Source organism: Pseudomonas entomophila L48, assembly GCF_000026105.1.
Classification (GTDB): domain Bacteria; phylum Pseudomonadota; class Gammaproteobacteria; order Pseudomonadales; family Pseudomonadaceae; genus Aquipseudomonas; species Aquipseudomonas entomophila.
Genome location: NC_008027.1, coordinates 3,860,055 through 3,884,038, shown reverse-complemented (window position 1 = coordinate 3,884,038; position 23,984 = coordinate 3,860,055). Strand labels below are relative to the sequence as shown.

Annotated in this window: 19 protein-coding genes; 13 read left to right on the top strand and 6 right to left on the bottom strand. The window is 61.8% G+C overall.

Features of this window, described 5'->3' with window-relative positions:
• Positions 1–79 precede the first annotated feature (79 nt).
• From PSEEN_RS16635 to PSEEN_RS16625, 3 genes are all read left to right on the top strand, one after another.
• Positions 80–739, top strand: a complete 660-nt coding sequence (locus PSEEN_RS16635; protein WP_011534714.1) for a carbonic anhydrase — start codon at positions 80–82, stop codon at positions 737–739.
• A 29-nt stretch (positions 740–768) separates the two neighbouring features.
• The gene (gene cynS, locus PSEEN_RS16630) at positions 769–1,239 is read left to right on the top strand and encodes a cyanase (RefSeq protein ID WP_011534713.1); all 471 of its coding nucleotides are present in this window, start codon (positions 769–771) and stop codon (positions 1,237–1,239) included.
• Positions 1,240–1,552: 313 nt separating this feature from the next.
• Complete coding sequence (locus tag PSEEN_RS16625) at positions 1,553–2,776, top strand: amidohydrolase family protein (protein ID WP_011534712.1); 1,224 nt, start codon at positions 1,553–1,555, stop codon at positions 2,774–2,776.
• A 7-nt stretch (positions 2,777–2,783) separates the two neighbouring features.
• Here the strand turns inward: PSEEN_RS16625 and PSEEN_RS16620 are convergent, their stop codons facing one another.
• Both PSEEN_RS16620 and PSEEN_RS16615 read right to left on the bottom strand, forming a co-directional pair.
• Positions 2,784–3,116 (bottom strand): low molecular weight protein tyrosine phosphatase family protein, encoded by a 333-nt coding sequence (locus tag PSEEN_RS16620; protein ID WP_011534711.1) that lies wholly within the window; start codon positions 3,114–3,116, stop codon positions 2,784–2,786.
• Positions 3,113–3,307 carry a hypothetical protein gene (locus tag PSEEN_RS16615; protein WP_011534710.1) on the bottom strand — a complete coding sequence of 65 codons (195 nt, stop codon included), beginning with the start codon at positions 3,305–3,307 and terminating at the stop codon, positions 3,113–3,115. The genes PSEEN_RS16620 and PSEEN_RS16615 overlap by 4 nt, the downstream gene beginning before the upstream one ends.
• A gap of 411 nt (positions 3,308–3,718) precedes the next feature.
• Between PSEEN_RS16615 and PSEEN_RS16610 the strand changes: the two genes are divergently transcribed.
• The 6 genes from PSEEN_RS16610 to PSEEN_RS16585 all read left to right on the top strand — a co-directional run bounded on the left by PSEEN_RS16610 (position 3,719) and on the right by PSEEN_RS16585 (position 14,188).
• On the top strand, positions 3,719–4,237 hold the full coding sequence (locus tag PSEEN_RS16610; RefSeq protein ID WP_011536257.1) for an Hcp family type VI secretion system effector: 519 nt from the start codon (positions 3,719–3,721) through the stop codon (positions 4,235–4,237).
• Between the two features lie 85 nt (positions 4,238–4,322).
• Positions 4,323–7,250 (top strand): type VI secretion system Vgr family protein, encoded by a 2,928-nt coding sequence (locus PSEEN_RS16605; RefSeq protein ID WP_011534708.1) that lies wholly within the window; start codon positions 4,323–4,325, stop codon positions 7,248–7,250.
• Positions 7,247–12,034, top strand: coding sequence for an RHS repeat-associated core domain-containing protein (locus tag PSEEN_RS16600; protein WP_011534707.1), 4,788 nt, complete (start codon positions 7,247–7,249; stop codon positions 12,032–12,034). Before PSEEN_RS16605 ends, PSEEN_RS16600 begins: the two co-directional genes overlap by 4 nt.
• A gap of 17 nt (positions 12,035–12,051) precedes the next feature.
• Complete coding sequence (locus tag PSEEN_RS16595; RefSeq protein ID WP_011534706.1) at positions 12,052–12,411, top strand: hypothetical protein; 360 nt, start codon at positions 12,052–12,054, stop codon at positions 12,409–12,411.
• A gap of 870 nt (positions 12,412–13,281) precedes the next feature.
• Positions 13,282–13,629, top strand: coding sequence for a hypothetical protein (locus PSEEN_RS16590; protein WP_044488253.1), 348 nt, complete (start codon positions 13,282–13,284; stop codon positions 13,627–13,629).
• A 58-nt stretch (positions 13,630–13,687) separates the two neighbouring features.
• Positions 13,688–14,188, top strand: coding sequence for a DUF6714 family protein (locus PSEEN_RS16585; RefSeq protein ID WP_011534704.1), 501 nt, complete (start codon positions 13,688–13,690; stop codon positions 14,186–14,188).
• Between the two features lie 46 nt (positions 14,189–14,234).
• On the opposite strand, the gene PSEEN_RS16580 is transcribed toward PSEEN_RS16585, so the two are convergent.
• Positions 14,235–15,281 (bottom strand): NAD(P)/FAD-dependent oxidoreductase, encoded by a 1,047-nt coding sequence (locus PSEEN_RS16580; RefSeq protein WP_011534703.1) that lies wholly within the window; start codon positions 15,279–15,281, stop codon positions 14,235–14,237.
• 208 nt (positions 15,282–15,489) lie between these two features.
• On the opposite strand from PSEEN_RS16580, the gene PSEEN_RS16575 reads away from it, so the two are divergent.
• Positions 15,490–17,682, top strand: a complete 2,193-nt coding sequence (locus PSEEN_RS16575) for a TonB-dependent receptor (RefSeq protein WP_011534702.1) — start codon at positions 15,490–15,492, stop codon at positions 17,680–17,682.
• Positions 17,683–17,750: 68 nt separating this feature from the next.
• Here PSEEN_RS16575 and PSEEN_RS16570 read toward each other — a convergent pair whose 3' ends face one another.
• Both PSEEN_RS16570 and PSEEN_RS16565 read right to left on the bottom strand, forming a co-directional pair.
• Positions 17,751–18,470, bottom strand: a complete 720-nt coding sequence (locus PSEEN_RS16570; protein ID WP_011534701.1) for a hypothetical protein — start codon at positions 18,468–18,470, stop codon at positions 17,751–17,753.
• A gap of 323 nt (positions 18,471–18,793) precedes the next feature.
• Positions 18,794–19,582 (bottom strand): helix-turn-helix transcriptional regulator, encoded by a 789-nt coding sequence (locus PSEEN_RS16565; protein WP_011534700.1) that lies wholly within the window; start codon positions 19,580–19,582, stop codon positions 18,794–18,796.
• A gap of 139 nt (positions 19,583–19,721) precedes the next feature.
• Here PSEEN_RS16565 and PSEEN_RS16560 point away from each other — a divergent pair, with 139 nt between their 5' ends.
• Positions 19,722–20,825 carry a polyamine ABC transporter substrate-binding protein gene (locus PSEEN_RS16560; RefSeq protein WP_011534699.1) on the top strand — a complete coding sequence of 368 codons (1,104 nt, stop codon included), beginning with the start codon at positions 19,722–19,724 and terminating at the stop codon, positions 20,823–20,825.
• A 103-nt stretch (positions 20,826–20,928) separates the two neighbouring features.
• Positions 20,929–22,140: a contractile injection system protein, VgrG/Pvc8 family gene (locus PSEEN_RS16555; protein WP_011534698.1), complete on the top strand. Its 1,212-nt coding sequence runs from the start codon at positions 20,929–20,931 to the stop codon at positions 22,138–22,140.
• Positions 22,141–22,191: 51 nt separating this feature from the next.
• Here the strand turns inward: PSEEN_RS16555 and PSEEN_RS16550 are convergent, their stop codons facing one another.
• The gene (locus PSEEN_RS16550; RefSeq protein ID WP_011534697.1) at positions 22,192–23,007 is read right to left on the bottom strand and encodes a carbon-nitrogen hydrolase family protein; all 816 of its coding nucleotides are present in this window, start codon (positions 23,005–23,007) and stop codon (positions 22,192–22,194) included.
• A 123-nt stretch (positions 23,008–23,130) separates the two neighbouring features.
• On the opposite strand from PSEEN_RS16550, the gene PSEEN_RS16545 reads away from it, so the two are divergent.
• The gene (locus PSEEN_RS16545) at positions 23,131–23,943 is read left to right on the top strand and encodes a helix-turn-helix domain-containing protein (protein ID WP_011534696.1); all 813 of its coding nucleotides are present in this window, start codon (positions 23,131–23,133) and stop codon (positions 23,941–23,943) included.
• Positions 23,944–23,984 lie beyond the last annotated feature (41 nt).

Here is a 23,984-nt window from a genome sequence, read left to right as displayed (position 1 = left end):
CATCATAAATGAGACTTTTACCTTATGTAATCCGTTGCATAACCTTTGCCTCACACACCGCGACACTGAGGCATCAGCCATGCAAGACATCATCGACGGCTTCCTGAAGTTCCAGCGCGACGCCTTCCCAGAGCGGGTCAAGCTGTTCAAGGACCTGGCCACCCAGCAAAGCCCACGGGCGCTGTTCATCTCCTGCTCCGACAGCCGCCTGGTACCCGAACTGGTCACCCAGCGCGAACCGGGTGACCTGTTCGTCATCCGCAACGCCGGCAACATCGTGCCGTCCTACGGCCCTGAGCCCGGCGGCGTGTCGGCCTCGGTCGAGTACGCCGTCGCCGCGCTGCAAGTGGCCGACATCGTCATCTGCGGCCACTCCGACTGCGGCGCCATGACCGCCATCGCCACCTGCAAGTGCCTGGACCACATGCCCGCCGTAGCCGGCTGGCTGCGCTACGCCGACTCGGCCCGGGTGGTGAACGAAGCCCGCCAGCATCAAAGCCCCCACGCCAAGGTCGAGGCCATGGTGCGCGAGAACGTGATCGCCCAGCTGGCCAACATTCAAACCCATCCCTCGGTGCGCCTGGCCCTGGAAGAGGGCCGCGTGGCCCTGCATGGCTGGATCTACGACATCGAGAGCGGCCGCATCGACGCCTTCGACGGGCGCACCGGCCAGTTCGTATCCCTGGCGGACAACCCAGAAGTCCGCGCTGTTTCCCACGCTTCCCGGCACGTTGCCTGAACCCGATTTTCAACCCAAGGAGACACCCCATGATCCAGTCGCAAATCAGCCAGAACGCCCGTCTTGCCCTGAGCGAAGTCATCCTCCTGGCCAAGGCCCGCAAGGATCTTTCGTTCGCCCAGATTACCGAGGGCACCGGCCTGTCCGAAGCCTTCGTCACCGCCGCGCTGCTGGGCCAGCACCCGCTGCCGGCCAGCGCCGCCCAGGTGGTGGGCGACAAGCTTGGCCTGGACGCCGACGGCATCGCCCTGCTGCAGACCATCCCGCTGCGCGGCAGCATCCAAGGCGGCGTGCCGACCGACCCGACCATCTACCGCTTCTACGAGATGCTCCAGGTGTACGGCACCACGCTCAAGGCGCTGGTCCACGAGAAGTTCGGTGACGGCATCATTAGCGCCATCAACTTCAAGCTGGACGTGAAGAAGGTCGACGACCCGGAAGGCGGTTCCCGCGCCGTGATCACCCTGGATGGCAAGTACCTGCCGACCAAGCCGTTCTGATCCAGTTGTAGGGACATGGCCCGACCACCACAGGGTGGCCGGGCCATCCCCTCGGACGCTGTTGACCCCAGTAGGAGATTGCCCAGCCCTTTGGCCACGTTGTCACGCAGGGAACTGTCCCCCGTGGGAGCGGCCTTGCGTCGCGAAAGGGGCGCGCAGCGGCCCCAGATTCCGAGTCCCCATCGAAATTGCTGGGGCTGCTGCGCAGCCCTTTCGCGACGCAAGGCCGCTCCCACAGGGTCCAGCTAAATCAATGGCTTACGGTTTATTCCATGAGAGCGGGCTGCAATGCCTGATGAGGAGAAACGACGGCATGGACCTGATCTTCAGAAATGTCCGCATCGACGATGCAAAACCCTTGATGGATGTGGCCGTGCACAACGGCAAGATCACTGAAATCGCCCCGACGATCACCGCAACGGCCACCCAGGAAATCCAAGGCAACGGCAATGTCCTGATCCCAGGCTTCGTCGAAGGCCACCTGCACCTTGAAAAAGCCAACGTCATGCAACGCAAGGCCAACCGCTCCGGCACCTTGAAGGAGGCGATCGCCGTCACCGCCGCGCTCAAGCCCACGCTCACCCGCGAAGACATCCGCGAGCGCTCGACCCAGGTGCTGCGCGCGCTGGTGCAGGCCGGCACCACCCATGTACGGGCCCACGCCGAGTTCGACCCCACCCAGGGTTTCACTGGCCTGGATGTGGTGCTGGAGTTGCGGGAAACATTGCGCGATGTCATCGATATCCAGGTGGTCGCCTTTCCCCAGGAAGGCATCCTCAAGTTGCCCGGCATGAAAGCGATGATGGTCGAGGCGATGGAGAAGGGCGCCGATGTGGTCGGCGGCATTCCCTACAACGATGTATCGCCCCTCGAACACATCGATTTTGTCTTCGACCTGGCCAAGCGCTACGGCAGGGATATCGACCTGCACCAGGACTTCGCCGATGACGCCGAGCAGATGACCATCGAATACGTGGCCCGCCGGACCCTCGCCGAGGGTTACCAGGGGCGGGTGTGCGTCGGCCACCTGACCAGCCTGGCGGCCGTCGAGCCCGAACGGCAGGCGCGTATCGTCGCGCTGCTGCGCGAGGCCGGTATCAGCGTGATGTGCCTGCCGGCCACCGACCTGCACCTGGGCGCCCGTGGCGACAGCCACAACGTGCGCCGCACCCTGACACCGGTGCGCGCCTTGCGCGATGGCGGGGTGAACGTGTGCCTGGCCACCAACAACATCCGCAACGCCTTCACCCCCTATGGCACGGGTGACCTGCTGAACATCGCGCAACTGGCCATCCCCGCCTGCCACCTGGGCGGGGCGGATGACCAGGCCACGGTGTTGGCGATGCTCACGACGAACCCGGCCAGGGCCTTGGGCCTGCGCGACCATGGCCTGGCCGTGGGCAAGGATGCGGACCTGGTGCTGGTGGATACCCAGCGCGTCAGCAATGTGATCCTCGACCTGCCGGCGCGGTTGGCGGTGCTCAAGCGTGGGAGGGTGGTGGCGACGGCCGAGCATCGCCGCTCGGTGGTGTTCTGAGCGGTGGCTACGGTTCCTGCGCCAGGTGCGGTGCCACAGCTGCTTCCAGGATGAGCACGAGCTCAGGGTCCATGTAGTGGTAGTCGTCGGGGATGTCGAGCACATGCAGCCGTTTGTGTTCGAGCAAGCGTGCGAACTGGGCCAGCAAGCGTTGCTGGTGTTTGCGCTCCATCACCAGGATGACGTCGGCCCAGCGAATGTCCGCTGGGCTGACAGGCTTGCGCGCATTCGGGCTGGTACCCGCCGACCGGGCGGCAAAGCCCGGGCGACGGCGCCAGATCATCTCGGCGGTGGGGCTGCGCCACTGGTTGCGGCTGCAGATGAACAGGAGGTTGGTCACGCTTGGTCCAACAGTTGGCGAGTGGTGCGGATGGGATAGCTGAAGCCGAGCTGGCGTGCCCTCGCCAGTTTCGAGGCGCGGGTGTAGAGCAGCTTCCAGTTCTTTTCCGGCTTGAACACCAGCGGGCGCACCGCGGTGTATTCAGCATGCTTGCGGGCCTGGGCGCGTCGCCAGGCGCGTGATCTTTCCATGGGTGATTCCTCGTGGTTAACCGGGTTCAGCAGCCACGGCAATACGAGTGGGGAGGAGGTTACACGTTAATCGGCGTGGTGGCCAGATTGTGTCGAAGCACAACAGTCAATCATGTTTATTGCAGGGCTATAACGTTGGAATATTCCTTCATGATTAAGAGAAGTCGCCTGGCTTCCCAATGAGGTACCCATTCCCTATCGTTGCTGCGCTGCAGTCATGGTTTTTAATTTTTCGATCAACTGCGCAACTTTCGAGTGATTTGTCTCGCGCTATTCACTCATTTGGATGTTGTTTTAATTGACTGAATTTTAAAGAATAAAAAATTCAGTGACATGATGTTTGCGTTTATGGACCTCCCGCTTGGCAAATGTTTGCCACCGGGTGATTTTTTCAAGCAAGGAGAGCAACACATGGCAACTCCCGCCTACATGGCCGTTACCGGCGAAAAACAAGGCCTGATCACTGCTGGCGCCTTCACCGCCGACTCGGTGGGCAACACCTACCAGGAAGGCCACGAAGACCAGGTCATGGTCCAGGGCTTCGAACACGAAGTGATCATCCCGCGTGACCCGCAGTCCGGCCAGCCGACCGGCCAGCGCGTGCACAAGCCGGTGAAGATCACCAAGGTCTTCGACAAGGCCTCGCCACTGCTGCTGGCCGCCCTGACCTCGGGCGAGCGCATGACCAAGGTCGAGATCAAGTGGTACCGCACCTCGGCCCAGGGCACTCAGGAGCACTACTACACCACCGTCCTGGAAGACGCGATCATCGTCGACATCAAGGACTACATGCACAACTGCCAGGACCCGGGCAACGCCCACTTCACCCACCTGGAAGACGTGCACTTCACCTACCGCAAGATCACCTGGACCCACGAAGTGTCCGGTACTTCCGGTTCCGACGACTGGCGCGCGCCGGTCGCAGGCTAAGCCTGGACTCCACCGTAGCCCGCCGCGTTCGCGCCGCGGGCTGCGGTCGTTTTGGCCATCGAATTTTCGCAACAGAGGGACAGGGATGTTTGCCGCCGCGAACCAGACCCATTTCAGCCTGCACATCGACGGCCTGGAGCACGACTTCCAGGTGCTTGCCTTCGACGGTAAGGAGGCCATCAGCCAACCTTACGCCATCGACCTGGAACTGGTCAGCGAGCACCCCTCGCGTGACCTGGAAAGCCTGCTGCACAAGCCCGCGTTCCTCCAGCTGGGTGACGACGGCCGCGGCCTGCACGGCCTGATCTACCGCGCCGCGCAAGGCGAGGCGGGCAAGCGCCTGACCCGCTACCAGGTGACCCTGCGCCCGCAGCTGGCCTACCTGGCCCACCGCATCAACCAGCGCATGTTCCAGCACAAGACCGTGCAGGAGATCATCGCCCAGGTGCTCGAGGAGCATGGCATCCTCGCCAACGCCTACCAATTTCAACTGGGCGCGACGTACCCGCAGCGCGAGTACTGCGTGCAGTACGACGAGTCCAACCTGCAGTTCATCCAGCGCCTGTGCGAAGAAGAGGGCATCCACTACCACTTCCGCCACAGCGCCGACGGCCACCAGCTGGTGTTCGGCGACGACCAGACGGTGTTCCCGAAACTGGCCCCGGTGCAGTTCCAGCACGACTCCGGGCTGGTCGCCGACACGCCGATGATCAAGCGCTTCGCCCTGCGCCTGGAGACCCGCACCAGCAGCGTCAGCCGCCGCGACTACGACTTCAAGAAACCGCTGATCCAGCTCGAAGGCGAGGCCGACAGCCACGACGAGCCGGCCCTGGAAGACTACGACTACCCCGGGCGCTTCCTTGACCGCCCCCGTGGCAAGCACCTGGCCAATCGCGCCTTGGAACGCCACCGCAGCGATTACCGTCAGGCGAGCGGCGACAGCGACCAGCCGCTGCTCGCCAGTGGCCATTTCCTGACCCTCGCGAGCCACCCCAACGCAAGTTGGAACGATCTCTGGCTGTTGGTCGAGCTACGTCATCAGGGCCGTCAGCCGCAGGTGCTGGAAGAAGCCATCACCAGCGACATCGACCCGCGTTTTGACGGCTTCCAGCAGGGCTACCGCAACTTCTTTGTGGTCACTCCGTGGGAGCAGCCGTACCGCCCGCCGCTGAACCACCCGAAACCCAAGGTGCTGGGCGAGCAGCGCGCCGTGGTCAGCGGCCCGGCTGGCGAAGAGATCTACTGCGACGAATACGGCCGCATCAAGGTGCAGTTCTTCTGGGACCGCGAGGGCCGCTCGGACGACAAGTCCAGCGTGTGGATGCGCGTGGCCAGCAGTTGGGCCGGGCAGGGCATCGCCGGCCTGCAACTGCCCCGGGTCGGCATGGAAGTGCTGGTCAGCTTCCTCGAAGGTGATCCCGACCAGCCCCTGGTGACCGGCTGCCTGTACCACGGCGTGAACATGCCGCACTACAAGCTGCCCGACCTCAAGACCCTGGCCACGATCAAGAGCAAGGAATACAAGGGCAGCCGTGGCAACGAACTGCGCATCGACGACACCACCAGCGAAATCAGCATCGCCCTGCGCAGTGACCACGGCGCCAGTGCGCTGAACCTCGGTTACCTCACGCACCCACGCCCGAGTGGCGGCGCCCCCCGTGGCGAAGGCTTCGAGCTGCGCACCGACCGCCACGGCGCCGTGCGCGCCGCGGGCGGCCTGCTGATCACCACCGAGCCCCGCGCCAACGAAGCCAAGCACCACAAGGACCTGCCGGAAACCGCCGAACGCCTGGCTACCGCCAGCGAGCAGCAGGACAGCCTGGCCGAACTGGCCAAGCAGATGCAGGCCCAGGAGCCGGGCGACCAGGACGCCGTGGCCAAGGACCTGCACAAGCAGCACCAAGGCATCCTCGGCAGCGGCCCGGGCGACCTCACGAAAAACGAGTTCGCCGAATTCACCCAGCCGCACCTCGTGGTGTCGAGCCCGGCCGGTATCGCCCTGACCACCCCCGGCCCGAACCACCTCACCAGCGGCAGCCACCTGGCGCTGAGCAGTACCGGCCACACGAGTATGTCGATCGGCAAGCGCCTGCTGGCCAGCGCCAGCCAGGGCATGCGCCTGTTCATCCAAAGCCTCGGCCTCCGTCTGGTCGCTGCCTCGGGTGATATCGATTTCCGCGCCCTGAAGGACAACATCAACCTGCTGGCCAAGCTCGACATCACTGCCAACGCCGACCGCATCATCCTCAAGGCCAAGACCGAGCTGGTGGTACAGGGCGGCGGCAGCGCGACGACTTACAACGCCAGCGGCATCACCCACGTCACCAGCGCCAACTACACCGCCCATGCGGCGCAGTTCGCCCATATCGGCGCGGCGAGCATGGCTGGCACCTTCCCCGAGCCACCGAAGCCCGGCAAGGGCGCGCTGGAGCTGTTCAACCTGTACGCCAACACCAAAGGCATCAAGGCCGGCGATTACGAAGTCACCGACGCCCTGGGCACGGTGCTCAAGGGCTCGCTGGACGGGCAGGGCTTCAACGCCGTGTCCGGCGCCGCGCCCGGGCCAGCCTTGGCGAAATTCGGCCTCGACACGGCCGACACCTGGAGCCTCGGCAGCTTCGCCAAGGGCCTGCCCTGGCCGAAGTTGGCAGCGACCGAAGAGGGCACACCCTCGATGTTCGAGGCGATGCCCGACGCGCTCACCCCCGAGGGCGGCGGCGCGGCGATGGCCAAGGTCAAGCAGCTGGCCAGCAGCGGCATGGACGCAGCCAAGACCGGCATGAGCCTGCTCAAGACCGGGCAGAACGCGCTGCAGGGCATGCAGCAGGTGCAAGGCGCACTCAAAGGCGGCGTCGCCGGCCTGCCGCAACTGGCCACGGCCGCCTCCAGGGCCTTGGGCGTCAACCGCAAGGCCGGGGCCGCCATGCCGGGTGCCCTGCCCAAACTCCCCGCCTTCAAGCCCCCCAGCCTGAACCCCGTGACTGACCTGATGCCACGCGAGCTGATTTCATGACCACACAGACCCCCGCAGCAAACGACAACCTCCGCGCCCCGCAGGTGGCCATCACCCCGCTGGCCGAGATCCAGGTCGAAGACGTTGGCCGCGGCGCCGTGGTGTTCGACACCTGGCTGCGCCAGACCAGCGCCAGCTTCGTCACCCTCGAACGCCTCAAGGGCGTCGCTGGCAACGTGGCCGTGGCAGGCAACAGCATCGCCCTGGTCGATGCCCTGGGGGACATCGTGATCCTGGCCGGCAACAAGGTGCCCGACCCGGTCGCCTGCGCCACCTTCGCCATCAACCTGATCGGCCTGGTCCGTGCGCCGGCCAGCGGCGCGGCGGCGCGCATGGCCCTGCGGCCGATGCTGTTCATCGTGCGCCAGGAGGGCAAGCAGGTACTTGGCGATGCGCTGATCGAGCTGATGGCCGGCCACCTGAACGCCGACATCGTCGGCAGCCTCGACGATTTCGTCAGCCAGACCGCCGGCCATCTGAAGGCGGCGCTGAGCGACGCCGCCACACTGGGCGAGCAGCTTATCCTCGACATCGCCACCGGCCTGGCCGCGCTGGCGGCGAGTACCGGCCCGGCGCCCGCCACCCCGGCAGCCGCCGGGGGCAACCTGCTGGTCCACGACCCCCAGGCCAGCATCGACAACTACCTGGCCGGCGCCTTCAACGCCTACAAGAGCGCCGGCAAGGGCATGACCAGCGCCAACCTCAGCCCCGCCCTCAGTGCGGCGGCCAAGGCCCAACTGCTCGCCCATATCGCGCAGCTGCGCACATTGGCGCCACTGGTGCGCGGCGCCATCCTCAAGCTTGGCGACGCTGGCAGCCCCGGCTCCATCGAAGCCCTGCGCCTGACCCTGGCCAGCAGCGTCGCGCAATGGCGCAAGCGCAACCCCCAGGTGGTGGTGGCCAACGTCAAGGCTGGCAGCACCAGCAAGGCCCGCCACCAAGTGGCCGAAGGCAAGGTCGAAACCCAGAAGGAACAGGCGCCCGCGTTGCAGGCCGCCAACCAATGCAAGAACGGCGCCCCGACCGGCACCTGCAACAGCATCGACTTCGCCCTGGGCAGCGAGACCTTGCAGCACACCGACTTCAGCCTGCCCGGCCCGTTCCCGGTCAGCTGGACCCGCACCTACCATTCGCGCCTGGCCGCCCTCGACGGCGGCAGCCTCGGCGCCCGCTGGATCACCGCCTTCACCACCTGCATCGACGTGCGGGACGACGGCCTGCTGCTGCACGACATCGACGGCCGCAGCCACGCCTACCCGCTGCTCAAGGTCGGCAAGACCCACTACGACCCGGTGGAGTACCGCGGCCTGACCCGCACCACCGACAGCCAGCTCATCCTCTCGCGCGGGCAGGAGCGCCGCGAGACCTACGAGCGCGTCGGCGAGCGCTTCTACCTGGTGCACATCCGCATGCGCAACGGCGTCGGCGCCACGCTGCACTACGAGCACTTCCACGAAGGCCGCCCGGTGCTGTCGGACATCAATACCTACCAGGACGACGACCCGACCAAGGTGCACCTGCAACTGGGCACGTTGCTCGATGAGCACGGCCATATCCAGGGCCTGTGGCAGGTGGTCGACGGCAAGCCGTTGCGCCAGCTGTGCGCCTATCACTACGACGACCACGGCGACCTGATCGCCGCCCAGGATGAACACGGCGCCGCCTGGCAGTACCAGTACCAGCACCACCTGATCACCCGCTACACCGACCGCACCGGCCGCGGCCAGCACCTCGAATGGGATGGCAGCGGCCCCCATGCCCGGGCGATCCGCGAATGGGCCGACGACGGCAGCTTCGAAACCCGCCTGGCCTGGGACACGCACATCCGCCTGACCACCGTGACCGACGCCCACGGCGGCCAGACCCGCCACTACTACGACGCCGAGGGCTACACCTACCGCATCCAGCATGCCGACGGGCGCTCGGAGTGGCTGTTCCGCGACACCCGCAAGAACGTCATCCGCCACCTGCACGCCGACGGCGGCCAGGACCGCTACGTCTACGATGAACGCAGCAATCGCCTGCAGCACATCCGCGCCGACCACAGCGTGGTGCACTACGCCTACGACGACCAGGACCAGCTGATCAAGCTTCTCGACGCAGAGGGCGGCCTGTGGCGGCGCGACTACGACGCCGTCGGCAACCTGGTCGAGACGGTCGACCCACTGGGCAACAAGACCGAGTTCGCCTACACCTCCACCGGGCAGCTCAAGGCGATCAAGGACGCCAACGGCAACGAGAAAAAGCTGGCGTACAACGCCGCCGGGCAGTTGCTCGAATACACCGACTGTTCCGGCAAGAGCAGCCAGTGGGCCTACGATGAGTTCGGCAGGCTGGTGCAGGCCACCAACGCCATGGGCGAGCAGGTCCAGTACGCGTACAAGGCCGGGCAGCTGGCCAAGGTCACTCACCCGGACCAGACCGAAGAACGCTTCGAGCGCGATGCCGAAGGGCGGTTGCTGGCCCATGTCGATGCGTTGGATCGGTGTACGACGTGGAGCTATACCCCTGCGGGGTTGCCGAGCGAGCGTGTCGATGCAACAGAGCACACATTGCGCTGTCACTGGGACAAGCTAGGGCGATTGGTCGGCTTGGACAACCAGAACGAAAGCAGGGCGACATTCAGCTACGATGTGGTTGGACGCTTGTTGGCGGAAACCGGTTTCGATGGCCTGGTGAAGCAGTATCACTATGACCCACTGACCGGACGCCTCGCTCATACCCAAGTTGGTCAGCGCCGCATAACCATGCGTTTTGATCGCATGGGCCGTCTGATCGAACGTACTGCCAGCCTGGGTGAACAGGTGGAATCGGAACATTATGCCTACAACGGCAATGGCCAACTGCTACAGGCCCGCAATGCCGCCAGCCTGTTGCAATGGTTCCATGACGAAGCCGGCAACATGGTCCGTGAGCATCAGCACTACCTGGCCATTGGCACGCCCATGGTCGCCGTCTGGCAGCATGAGTACGATGTGTTGAACCGGCGTGTGGCCACCCTTCGCCCCGATGGCCACAAGGTCAGCTGGTTGACTTACGGCAGCGGACATCTGCTGGGCATGATGCTGGACCATCACGAAATGCTTGCCTTCGAGCGTGACGATTTACACCGGGAGATTGTTCGCCATCAAGGCAACAAGCTCATGCACAAGCAGCAGTGGAGTATGCGTGGGAGGCCGCTGGAACAAGTGATTGGCGGTGCCGATGGCGAAACCACCTTGCTCAAACGAGGGTATGAGTACGACACGGTCGGCCAACTGGCAGGCATTCACGATACGCGTCGTGGGCAATTGACTTATCAATACGACCCACTTGGCCGATTGCTCCAGGCGAACAGTCGCTTGGGCGTTGAAACTTTCTCCTTCGACCCTGCGGGCAACCTTGTTGATGAAGCCCTGCAGCTCAACCGCCCCCTGGAAGAAAATGCCAGAAATGGGAAGTTGATGGACAACCGTTTACGTCAGTTCGATGGTACCCATTTCAAGTATGACGAACGGGGTAACTTGATCCATCGGCTGCGTGAGGGCAAACACGCACACCTGGCCTGGGACCTGTTTGATCGCCTGGCGCATTACAACGATGATCGGCTCAAGGTCGAATACAGCTATGACGCACTAGGGCGACGGTTACACAAGCATTCCGTTGCTCATTACTGGGACAAGCCTGATGCAGGCACTGGCTGGAACCAGATGCAACGGGCCAAACGACAGCGCGAGTTGAAATGCGGTTTTACGCTGTTCGGCTGGGATGGCAACGCGCTTGCCTGGGAGAGTTCCCCGGCGCGTGACGACGGTGATACCGGCAGCACCGTGCATTACCTGTATCTGCCAGGCAGTTTTGTGCCTGTGGCCCAAGCGGTGCGCAATGGCCCGGTTCGCCTGCACAAGCGACCCGACTGGAGTGGGCGTGAGTATGACTTTGAGCAAGATCCCTTATGGCAAACAGACGTGAAACCTCAAGCGTTTGATAGCATCTTCTGGTACCAGTGCGACCATCTGGGCACGCCGATGGAGCTGACGGATGAGGAAGGGCACGTGGTGTGGGCGGCGCACTATAAAGCTTGGGGGGATCTTGCTGAATTACCTGGTAGTTCTGTTGCCATGAGCAATGCGAGGAACCCGATACGCTTCCAAGGGCAATATCAAGATCAAGAAACAGGGCTGCATTACAACCGATTCCGCTATTACGATCCCAAGAGCGCGCGATACGTGTCGAAGGATCCGATAGGGTTCATGGGGGGCGCGAATGCTTATACATATACAGGAGGGAGTCCCGTGACTGCTACCGATCCGATGGGTTTGAAATCGTGGGAGTGGAACGGTACGGGAGATACAAGTTTGTGTACTTACTATGATAGTCGAGCGTGCCAGACCAAGGGGGAGTTGAGTCGATATTATGGCAGTGCTGCGGAGATTTGCAGAGGTGAAAATCTTATCGTGAATAGCGCTGTAAGTGCGGGAGTGATAACTGCTTGGCTGAAGGGGAGTGAGGTGTCAGAGGCCGAGTATTATGATCGCATAAGAAAAAGCTTGATTGAAAGTGATCGTGAGAAAGTATCTGTTCATGGTGTGGATGGCGTAACAGGGGATATGATTGATGCATATCACGATAAGGCGTTTGATGAAGCAGGTTTAGGTAAGGGCTTCTATGGAGGTAATAACTGGCCGCAGGCGGTTCGTCCTAACCCAGTTCCATATGATCCCACTAATGGTTGGTCGTATGATCCGAGAAACTGGTTATTCAAAGCAGATCCTGAGCAATCGGTAGGATGCGCTTCAAAATAGTCAGGGGGAGGGTGAAAATGCGGGTGGTGTTATCATTGATAAAATGGATAGTGGTGCTGGTTTCTTTAGTAGTGTATGGGTTGCTATGTGCGCTGGGATTTCACTCCGCTTACGAACTATCAGCGTTGGCTGGGCTGCAGGTGGTCCTCGTGAGTGGTCTTTTACCATTGATTACGTTTCTTGTTGCACTGTTTAGATTGGGGTTTTCTAAATTATTATTTGCGGTTGTGTCGGTGATGATCTTAATGGCTTATCATTATGTTTTGGTTGTGTTTGCTGCGCATGACCAGTTTGGTTACTGGGTTCTGCAGGCTGGGGAGTTTTTGTTGTTTTTATATTTTCTTAATAAGGTCGGGAATTGGGTGCGCGCTTCTTGAGGTTTTTGCTCTAATTGCGGCTCGAACAAAAAGTGTGGATTTATTTTTGCTGCTCTAAAGTAGAGGAAATAAATCCATCTCCTTTTTCCACTGGTGTTGGTCCTGAGCTAAAGGTTTAATGCAGTCCAGATTCGTATGCATCTATTTTTTTTGGTGCTGAGTGAGATTTTATTGTGTGTGGGTGGTTGGTGAACTCGGTTGAGATGGTGTTTTGGGGTCTGGCAATTATGTTGGCTGTTACTGTGCTCTACGGGCATTTTTACTCAGGGAGGAATGGAATAAACATGAATACTTTCCCTGGGCTTTTTGAGTTGCTTGGTCATGTATTTAAGTTTAAAGATAGAGTGTTGTCTGGTTGTTTATTTTTTCTATGTGTGGTGGTGCGGTTATTGGTGTTGGCTTGATTGTATTGATTTTCTATGCGCAATCTAAGGGGTGTGATATTCGAGTTAAAGGGAGTGTGGGGTGATGTTTGGGCGTATGTGGCGAGGCTTAAGCGGTTTCTATTGACTAGGGGTTGTGGTGTTTGTTCGTCTAACTACCTTTTTGGCTATTGCTAATGGGTGGTATTCTGGTTTTGCCAAAAATAGCATGAAGAAAAAAGGCGGGGGAAAGGGGACGGATTTACTTTTTACACTCCAATAGCTGCTTATGCGTGGCCGTAGAGACCACGGAGCATCAGGTAATTTCAGCTCAAGAGCGCAGTCTGATTCGATTGGCTATCCAACGCGGAAACTGACGGGCACTCGCCGTTTATGGACGGTCCTCGAATCACGGGAAATGGTGTCGATCAGGTGAGGCGGGGTGGGCCGAAGTTAGAGTGAAAACATAAATCTGCCCCATTTTTTTTTAGACTAAGTGGAGGCGAAAGTGAATGTGTTCTTGAAGGTGATGCTGGCGTCGCCATTGGTTTTGGTGTATGCGTTTTTTATTTGGGCGGCCGTTCATGCCGGAGCGACCGCTCCTATTGAATTTATTCGCCACGCCATTCTCGTTGGTGGGCTGGCGCCGTTGTGTGCGTGGTTGGGAGTAATGTTTTTTGCTGAAGAAAAAATTCTGCTTAAGGCGGTGATGGCAGCGCTGGGCTTGACGGCTTATCACTATTATTTGTTCGCGGTTTCGGCGCATTACGATGGCCTCATGTATTGGGGCGTCCAGCTTGTTGAGTTGTTGGCTTTGTTCGCGTTTGTAAGGTTTATTCGTAATGGGTCTAATTGACTAAGGTGGTTAAGTCGGCATCGTTAAAAGAGGGCGGGGTATGTGGGAGTGTAGCGCTATGCAAGAAGAAGTGATCAAGAGAAGGCAGGTTATTATCCGAAAAGAAGTGGAGGCTGCCTTTGGTAAGGCAGAGCCGCCAGAAGCTGATCAGATTGTAAAATCTCGGTACCCGGAGCCGTTGCAGATCCGTGATTACTTTGCAGGAAAGCGCTGGTGGGAGCTTAGCCTGAAAGAATTTCGTGAAAACTATGTTGGGGATGAATCCGCTTGTCTCAGTTTTATGGCGCCTGCAGGCATAAAATATTATTTGCCGGCTTACCTGTTGATGGCGACGGAGAGTTACTATGAGGGCGATATCTTGACTCAAATGTTGTCATGGAGCATGCAGGGTTATGTGAAATATGATTCGCACTATGAGTTGAGCTCGTTGAGCCTGGCACAGAAAAACGCCGTCGCCAGCGTGATGAGTTTTATCTGGGAAGCGTATGACGACGAGGATGCGCAGGCCGCTTTGGAGACCATAGCGGAATACTGGCAGATCTCTCCCAAGACGGGATGACGGCCGAGGAGGGATCTCTGCGCTCGATTTCCAAGGCGCGCATGCGTTACATCGGACGGCAAGGCACCAGGTGGGTATGTGTCTTGCCATCGACAATCTCTTCGCTGACCAGCCTGCCCACCACCGCCGCCAGTGTCACGCCCGGGTGCATCACGCATAGGTAAACCCCCGACACCCCGGGCACATGGCCAATCAGCGGAATACCGTCTTTAGGCATCGGTCGCCAGCCAACGCATGCCGTTGCAAGTTCAAGAGTGCCCACGCCTTCGAGTTCACCGCAAATGGCCTCGGCCGTGCGCCGTGCCACCACCTCAGGCTGATGCTCCGGGCCATCGCCCAGATAATCCTCGGCCGCCAACAGCCAACCCTGCGCCCCTTGCCTGACTTCCATGGCCGCGTTCGAAATGATGCCGCGCACCAGCCCTGGCCGGGCGCGGTAGCGAATGAAGAGGGCGGGAGAGGGCCCGATGGCAAGTGGCACCCCCAGCGCACCTGCCAGCGCCGCGCAGCCAGTGCCGGCAGCCAGCACCACCCGATCAGCTGCCAGGGGGCCTTGGGAGGTGTTCACGCCCGACAGGGTGTCGCGGTCGAACCTCATACCGAGCACCTGGGTCTGCGTCAGCACCGTGGCGCCATGGGCCTTGGCGCCTGCGATCAGTGCATGGGTGGCGGCCACGGCGTCCAGCGCGCCTTCCTGTGGCGCATGCATGGCTTGCTCGGGCGGATGCCTGAGGTTGGGCTCCAGGTCGCGGATCCGCTGCCGGGAAACCACCACGGTTGACGAGGCGTCCGGCTCAGCAAGGGAAGGCTGCGCGTAGCACAGCGAGCCCGTCCAGCGCACGGTCAGGTCAGGTAGCTCGCGCTCGAGGCGGCGGTAGTCATCGATCGCGGCATTGCGCAGCGGCGCGATGGCTTCCGGCCCGGCAGCGCAGGTGTTGATCCAGGCGAACGAGCGGCCGGTCACGCCCGAGGCGATCTCACCGGCCTCCACCACCGTCACCCGTGCCCCTTTGCGGGCCAGGTGGTAGGCGATTGACGCGCCGACAATGCCGGCACCCACCACGATCACCCGCATTCCGTCGCCTTGGCTCATCGCAACCTCCTGTTCGTCGAGGCGCCGATCATACCTCGGGGAGGCAAGCACCCTGGGCTCTCTCTGCGGACCCACTCGATTGAATTGTGTAGGCTCGATCCGCCGTTGATCCCGAAGATGGCATAACGCAATTGGATAGGTTGATGTTTGCGTATGCGAAGCATTACCATTCACGCCCTCATTTAATTCCCCTGTCAGGATCCCCACGATGGCGTCGCGCTTCCCGTCCCGCCCAGCCCTGCTGGCGCTCTGCTGTTCCGTCACCTTGATGGCGCAGGCCGCCGAGCCGATCCAGCTCGAGGCCACCGACGTCAACGCCGACGCCGTCAAACCCACCCCGAACGCATTGCCCGAAGCCTTCGCTGGTGGCCAGGTCGCCCGTGGCGGGCAGATGGGCGTGCTGGGCAACCAGGACAACATGGACGTGCCGTTCACCCTGACCAGCTACACCTCGAAGCTGATCGAGGACCAGCAGGCCGAGGACATCGGCGACGTGCTGGCCAACGACCCGTCGGTGCGCGAGTCGTATGGCTTTGGCAACCAGTCCAAGGTCTTTGTGATCCGTGGCCTGCCACTGGCGGGCGACGACATTGCCTTCAATGGCCTGTACGGGATCCTGCCGCGCCAGATCATGTCCACCGACGGGGTGGAGCGTGTTGAGGTGTTCAAGGGCCCCAATGCCTTCCTCAACGGCGCGAGCCCGACCGGCACCGGCCTGGGCGGCAACGTCAACCTGCAGCCCAAGCGCGCCGGCGACACCCCCACCCGCCGCTACACCCAGGACATCAGCAGCGACGGGCGCATCGGCGAGCACCTGGACATCGGCCAGCGCTTTGGTGAGGACAACCGCTTCGGTGCGCGCCTGAACCTCAGCCAGCGCGAAGGCGAAACCGCCGTCGACGACCAGGACCAGCGCACCAAGTTGTTCGTCGCCGGCCTGGACTACCGTGGCGACGACTTCCGCCTGTCCACCGACTTCGGCTACCAGAAGCAGCGCATCAACCACCTGCGCAACTCCGTGCGCCCCGGCACCGCCACCAAGGTGCCCACCGCGCCGGACGCCAGCCACAACTACGGCCAGGACTGGACCTACAGCGAGTCGGAAGACACTTTCGGCATGGTCCGTGGCGAATGGGACCTGAACGAAAGCTGGACCGCCTACCTCGCCGGTGGCGCCCGCCACACCCGCGAGCACGGCACCTACGGCACGCCGGTGCTGGTGGGCAACAGCGGCACGGCGACCCTCGGCGGCTCGGATATCGTCCACGGCGAAGACAACACCAGCTTCAGCGCCGGCCTCAACGGCCGCCTGCAGACCGGCCCGGTCAGCCACCAGATCGCCCTGGGCGCCAACACCATGTGGACCCAGGCGGAAAACGCCTACACCTTCTATCGCTCGACCACCGGCAACACCAATATCTACAACACCGGCAAGTTGCCCCGGCCTACCGATGTCAGCATGACCGGCGGCGACATGGGCGACCCTGGCGTCACCGGGAAAACCCGCAACCGCAGTATCGCGTTGTCCGACACGCTGGGCCTGTTCGATGACCGCCTGTTGCTGACCTACGGCGTACGCCGCCAACAATTGCGTGTAGAGAACTACACCTATGACGGCACGACCTTCAACGGTGTTGCCAACCCGGCCAACGACGGTAGCCGCAGTGGCCCGGCTTATGTCAAAAGTGTTACCACGCCGGTCTACGGCATCGTGTTCAAGGCCACCGACAGCGTCTCGCTGTACGCCAACCGTATCGAAGGCCTGGCCCAGGGCCCGACCGCGCCGGCCAACGTGGTCAATGCCGGCGAGATGTTCCCGCCAGGGCGCACCAAGCAGCTCGAGGCCGGCATCAAGCTCGACAAGCAGACCTACGGCGCCAACCTCGCCGTGTTCCGCATCGAGAAACCGTCGGACGGCTACACCCTCGGCAACCGCTTCATCCGCGATGGCGAGCAGGTCAACAAAGGCATCGAGCTGAGCGTGTTCGGCGAGCCCATCGACGGCCTGCGCCTGATGGCTGGCGGCACGCGCATGACCTCGGAGCAGAAGAAGACCCTCAACGGCACCAACGACGGCAACCACGCCATCGGCGTGCCGACCTTCCAGCTCAATGCCAGTGTGGATTGGGATGTGCCGGGCGTGCCGGGCCTGGCGCTCAATGCCCGCATGCTGCGCACCGGCGGCCAGTTCGTCGATGCCGCCAACAACCTCAGCCTGCCGACCTGGAACCGCTTCGACGCCGGCGCCCGCTACAAGCTGAAGGTGTCCGAGAAGGACCTGACCCTGCGGGTGAACGTGGAGAACCTCACCGACAAGAACTACTGGGCTTCGGCCAACGGCGGCTACATGACCCAGGGTGATCCGCGGTTGGTGAAGTTCTCGGGCACTATCGATTTCTGACGCGGCCTACCTGATCGAGCGGCCGTGCGACAACCCTGTGAGGCTCGCACGGCAGACCGCTATCGGCCCTAAACCACCGCGGCAGCTTGATCGTCAAAACCCTGTTCCAATTCAATTCCGTATTGAAACATCGCCATGTCCATGATCCGCGCGGTGGGGTATTGCAGCCCAAGGCGTCCGGTGCGCATGGGCAGGGGAGGAACGGCGAGTTCCTCGACCAGTTCCGCCAACGCGGCAAGGCCTTTGCCACTGGCATTGGTAATGGAGGGCCGGCGCGGGAACAGATCGCGGCATGCCGCGATGTAGAAACGATCGAGCGCCGGGCATTCGCCCCAGACGCCCATCAGGATCTTGGTCTTGAGGGTGTTCGTCCAGGAGACGTTGGTCGCCAGGGACTCCATGGAGCCCAGCACGGAATCCAGCAGTTCCTGATGTTGGGCCCGATGTGGGTTGTCAGGCCCGAAGTCTTCCAGCGAGAGTTCCAGCAACTTGGCACCCTGACCTTCGAAGAGCAGCTTGGCCAAGGCCTTCATCAGGTCCAGGTTGCTGTTCTGCAGCAGCCCCGAGGAGCCCCGGAACATCCCCCAGTTCGCCAGGTAGAAGCCGATGTGCAGCGCGGTCGTCTCCAGTTGCGTCTTCGATGTCAGTTCGGACCAGCGGGTACGGGAATCGTCCCAGATGTACTCGTAGAGGAATTCCCAGGCTTTGAGCCTTGGATAAAGATTGCCTGGCGCCGGCTGGATGTTGCTGTAGTAGGCCTTGGCGTAGTGGTGCACATCGAAAGTCATCGGGCAACGTCCTGTCGCGATTGGGGAGGTGGCATTCTAGGAGGGCATGGTTCGCTAGTCGACGGTTGCGGCTGGCTCGGATAACCCGCAACTCGCCATGCCGCTATCAGGGGTTGTCAGATGCCCGATCCGCAGCGAAACCATCGTGTTGTGTTGACCGCAATGGCCCGTTCGCCGGCAAGCCGGCTCCTACCGGTACGGCGTTGATCTTGGCGTTTACGGGGTACCTGTAGGAGCGGGTTTACCCGCGAACACCGGCGACGCCGGTGCCATACACAGTGTGGCCTGCTTCGTGTTAATCGGGCCGCTGCTGTACATCGTGGTCAAGGGGCTGTCGGGTAGGCGCGGGGCATGAAGAACCGAGTAAACAACTCAGACTGCGACTTGATATTCAGCTTGGCGTAGATGTTGCGGCGGTGAACCTTGATTGTCTCCGCCGAGAGCGCAAGCTTGCCGGCTATCTCCTTGTTGGAGAAACCGCTCAACAGCAGCCTGAGCACATCGCTTTCCCGCGTCGTCAACTGCGCCCCCAACTGGGCCAGCGTTTCTTGCCGTGGCGGCGGCTCGGCAAGGTTTTTCTCGGCATCGCTTTCAAAGCACATGCGCTGGTGCATCAAGGCCGTCACCCAGGGCTTGATGATGTCGAGAATGGTGATTTGCTCTTGGCTGAAGCGCACCTTGCTGCCGATGGAAATGCACAGCGTCCTGTCGGCGTCGAGCTGCACGTTGTACTGCGCTTCATCCACCGAGATGTACTGGGCAAAGTACTGGTGGTAGTACTCTGTCTCGAGAAAGTACTCCGGCGCGATATCCAGCAGGTGGAAGAAACCGCCCTGGGGGTTCTCTCGATTGGCGATGTAGAACGGGTCCAGCAGATACAGCTCCGTCACATAGCGGTGAATGAACGCATCCACCTCTTCAGCGTCCGCGACTTCAGGCAGGCTCACCACTTCCACGTGCTGGCTGCTGAAAATCAACACCACCCAGTTGTCGATCTGCACGTACTCATTCAACACCCGAACCAGCGAACTCCAGAACTCCGGCCGGTTCAGTTGCATGATCAGCTTGCCGATCGTTCGGTGCCACGCCAGTCCATGGAGGTCGAACGGCATTTTCTACCCCTTTTGGGTTAAGGATGCGTAGGCCGGAGGTAAGTATTTCGAGGTATTTACTCTCCGGGCGTGCCCGGTATAGTCGGTGCCAAGGCTTGGGATGGCCATGAGACAACAATCGTCTGGACAAGGATGTTGCATGAGAACCTCACGTTTGCGAACCCTTTTTTCGGCCTCGCTGCTCTGCGCGGCGATCAGCACCTCGGTGGCGGCTGCCGAGCCCGGGGTGCACCTGTACAACTGGTTCGGGCTACTGGCGCCGGAGACCCCGAAGGCCTTCGAGCAGGAAACCGGCACCCGCGTGCACATGGACGCGTTCGACAGCGCCGACATCATGCAAAGCAAGGTCATGGCCGGGCGCACCGGGTATGACGTGGTGGTGGCAACCTCCAACGTGTTGCCCACCCTGATCGCGGCGGGCGTGCTCCAGCCGCTGGACCGCGCGCAACTGGGCAACCTTGCGCATATCGACCCGGACATCCTCGCCCAGCTGGCGGTCAACGACCCTGGCAATCGCTACGCCGTGCCCTACCTGTGGGGCACCACCGGCATCGGCTACGACGTCGACAAGGTCAAGGCGGCCTTGGGTGACCAGGCACCGGTGAACAGCTGGGACCTGATCTTCAAGGAAGAGAACATCAGCAAGCTGAAGGCGTGCGGCGTGGCGATGCTCGACTCGCCCAGCGAGATCATCTCGATTGCCTTGAACTACCTGGGGCTGCCCAGCAACAGCAGCAACCCCGCGGATTACCAGAAGGCACAAGACCTGCTGATGAAAATCCGCCCGTACGTGTTGTATTTCGATTCGTCGCGCATCGATACCGACATGGCCGACGGCAATATCTGTGCGGTGGTCGGCTGGGCCAACGGCGCCCTGGCCGCTCAAGCGATCAATGAGAAGAACAACACCGGGCGCAAGATCAGCTACAGCCTGCCTCGCGAAGGCGCGTTGGTGTGGTCGGAAAACCTGGTGCTGCTCAAGGATGCGCCCCATCCCAAGGCAGGCCTGGCGTTCATCAACTACATGATGCGCCCGGAAGTGATCGCCAAGACCTCGAACCACACGCTGTACCCCAACGCCAACAAGGACGCCACCCAGTTCGTCGAACAGGCGCTGCGGGACAACCCCTGGATCTACCCCGACAAGCAGACGGTTGCCACGCTGATTCCGCTCGAACCCCTGCCGTTGAAGTTGGAGCGAATCCGCACCCGGGTCTGGACCAAAGTGAAAAGTGGCGTTTGACCTGACCTGACGTTTCGCCTGCTGCCCGATGCCTGCCTCCGTGTTCATGGAGGCAGTGGCTTCGTGCGCGTCATCCTTGGCTTATGTAGAGAGGGAACAGCGGATGTTCAACCCAGCCCGGCAGACCCACTTCAGCTTGACCATCGACGGTGTCGAACATGGACTTCAGGTGCTCGCGTTCAGCGGCGAAGAGGCCATCAGCAGGCCATACTTCTTCAATGTGGAACTGGTCGGCGAACCGGCTGACCTGGACTTCGACAGCCTGATCGACCGCGAGGCTTTCCTGGCTTTCGATACCGAGGGCAACGGTGTGCATGGACGGGTCTACCACGTTGCCCAATGCGGTGATGACCCACGCTACAAGCTGGCCCTGGTGCCGCAGCTGTCCTACTTGCGCCACCGTATCAACCAACGGATCTATCAACGGTTATCGGTGCCGGAAATCGTTGCCTTGATACTGGAAGAGCACGGGATAGTGGGCGGCGCCTACCGGCTTGAGCTGCGGGCGAACTACCGCGTGCGCGAGATCTGCACCCAGTACGACGAAACGGACCTGCATTTTGTCCAGCGCCTGTGTGAAGAGGAGGGGATCCACTTCCACTTTCAACACAGTCCGCGGGGGCATGTGCTGGTGCTGGGCGATCATCAGTCGGCCTTTACCAGAAGTGGCATCCCGACCGCCTACAGGCAAGCGCCCGACAGCGTCGCCGACGAGCCGGTGATCAAGCACCTGATGGAGCGCCACCACGCGGCTTGTCGCCGAACGGAAGGGCACAGTGACCAGCCCCGCTTGGCCAGTGGCCATGTACTGGAAATCACGGGCCATCCACACAACGCGTGGAACGCTCCCTGGTTGCTGACCCAGGTTATCCATGAAGGGCGGCAGCCACAGTTTTCCGGTGAACACCTCGCCACTGGCAACGAGGGCGATTTTGATCAGGGTTACCGTAACCGCTTCACGGGGTATGCGTGGCACGCGAGCTACCGCCCGCCGTTGGCTCACAGGAAACCCCAGGTGCCCGGCAACCAGACGGCGGTGGTGGTTGCCGTGGAGGACGAGGCGGTTCGCAATGATCGGCGCCTGGCCAGGGTCAAGGTCGAGTTCCCCTGGGATCGCGAAGAGCGAGTGGGCGATACGCGCAGTTGCTGGCTGCGGTTGGTCTCCGACTGGCATTGCGAGAGCATGCCGCCTCGGACGGGGATGGAGGTCAGGGTGACTTTTCTTGAGGGCGATCCTGATCAGCCGCTGATCAGTGGTTGCGTGTGCTGCAGTTGTCAGGGGCGAGGTTTGGATAGAGTTACTCCCGGCCAATAATTATTGGCCGGGAGTAACTCGGGATAAGCCTTGGGCCATCAATACCCATGGCTAGTTGATGATCAACTCCCGCACCCCGTTGGCATGCTCGATCCGCTCACCCGGCAACTGGATGCGCTGGTTGGCGCTGTAGTCATGGAAGGCGCGGGCCTTGCCGATCAGCGACAGGTCCAGGGTCACGCTATGCCGCGACTCACCGCGCCCGGCCTCGAACAGTATTTGGCCATACGGGTCCACCGCCAGGCTCGCCCCCACGAACACGCAGCCATCCGGCCCATCGCCCACGCGGTTGGCGACCACGGCGAACACCTGGTTCTCCATCGCCCGGGCCATCACCGACACTCGGTGCACATGATCCTCCGGTTCGGCCAGGCCATCGGTGATCAGCATCAACTGCGCGCCCAGGGTCTTCAATGCCCGCGCCGTCTCGGGGAACTCGCTGTCGTAGCAGATCAACAGGCCCAGGCGCACGCCACGCCATTCGACGGTGGCGAAGCGGTCGCCCGGTACCACGATGCCGTGCTCCGGCAGCCACAGGTGGGTCTTGCGGTAGGTGAGCAGAATGCCTTCAGGGGCGATGAACAGGGTGGTGTTGTAGAACGTGCCGCCGTCGTTCTCGTACAGCCCCAGCACCACCGCGACATTGTGCCGGCGCGCCGCCTCGACCACCGCCTGCACGGCATCGCCGTCGACGGCTTCGGACAGCATGCCGACGTCGTCCTCAGCGAGAAAACCGGTCAGGTGCGACTCGGGAAACAGCAGGATATCGGTGTCCGGCGCGCACTGGGCCAGGGCCTCGAGGATGCCGCGCAGGTTGTGGGCGGTGTCGCCGTCGCGGGTTGTCGTCTGTACCACTTCGATCTTCATGGGCAATCCGTCTCGCTGGGCCCGACCCTTCCGCGGGCGAGTGACATTTGCGAAGGGTGGTGCAAGTATGAAAACAATCACTGGCAAAACAATCACTTCGACGGGTTAACCCGGGGGTAGGGCATGAGCTTGAGCCTGCAGGATCTTTCGTGGCACCAGGGTGTGGGCCAATGCATCGAGCACCTCGACCGGCCGAGCTTCTGGCGTACCCTGGCCACGCTGCTCGGCGACTTCGTCGAGGTGGATACCTGGGTGGCGCTGCTGTTCAGCCACGACAAGCCGCTGATCTTCGACCAGAGCCCTTACGAGCGCGAGGGCATCGACCCGCTGGTGAGCGTGTACGCCAACGGCCTGTACCTGCTCGACCCGTTCTACATCAGCAGCCGCGAGCGGCCGCTGACCGGCCTGGTGCGCCTGGCCGACGTGGCCCCGGAGCAGTTTCAGCAGACCGACTACTACCGCCTGTACTTCACCCACAACGTGGTCGCCGACGAGGTGCAGTTCAACCTGGCCCTGGGCGATGGGCGCACGCTGTGCCTGTCGCTGGGCGGGCGCTCACGTTTCGACGCCCAGGCCATCGCCCAGCTGGAGCTGGTGCGCCCCTGGCTGATCGGCCTGCTGCGCCAGCGCCTGCACTTCGAGCAACTGCCCGAGCGCGCACCGGCCAAGCCCGCGCTGGGCCTGGCCCAGGGGCGCGACGAAGCACGGCGGCAGTTGGAGTCGGTGCTGACGGCGCGGGAGCTGGACGTGGTGCGGCTGATCCTGTCGGGGCATTCGAACAAGGAGACGGCCATCAAGCTCCAGCTGTCGGCCGAGACGGTGAAGGTCCATCGCCGCAACGTGTACCGCAAGCTGGACGTGAACTCCCAGAGCGAGCTGTTCTCGCTGCTGTTCCTGGCCGGTGAAGACCTCGCCAGCCTGCAACCGGCGCCGTGATTCCCCCGCGCCATTACCCCCAGGTTAATCCTTCGACGTTA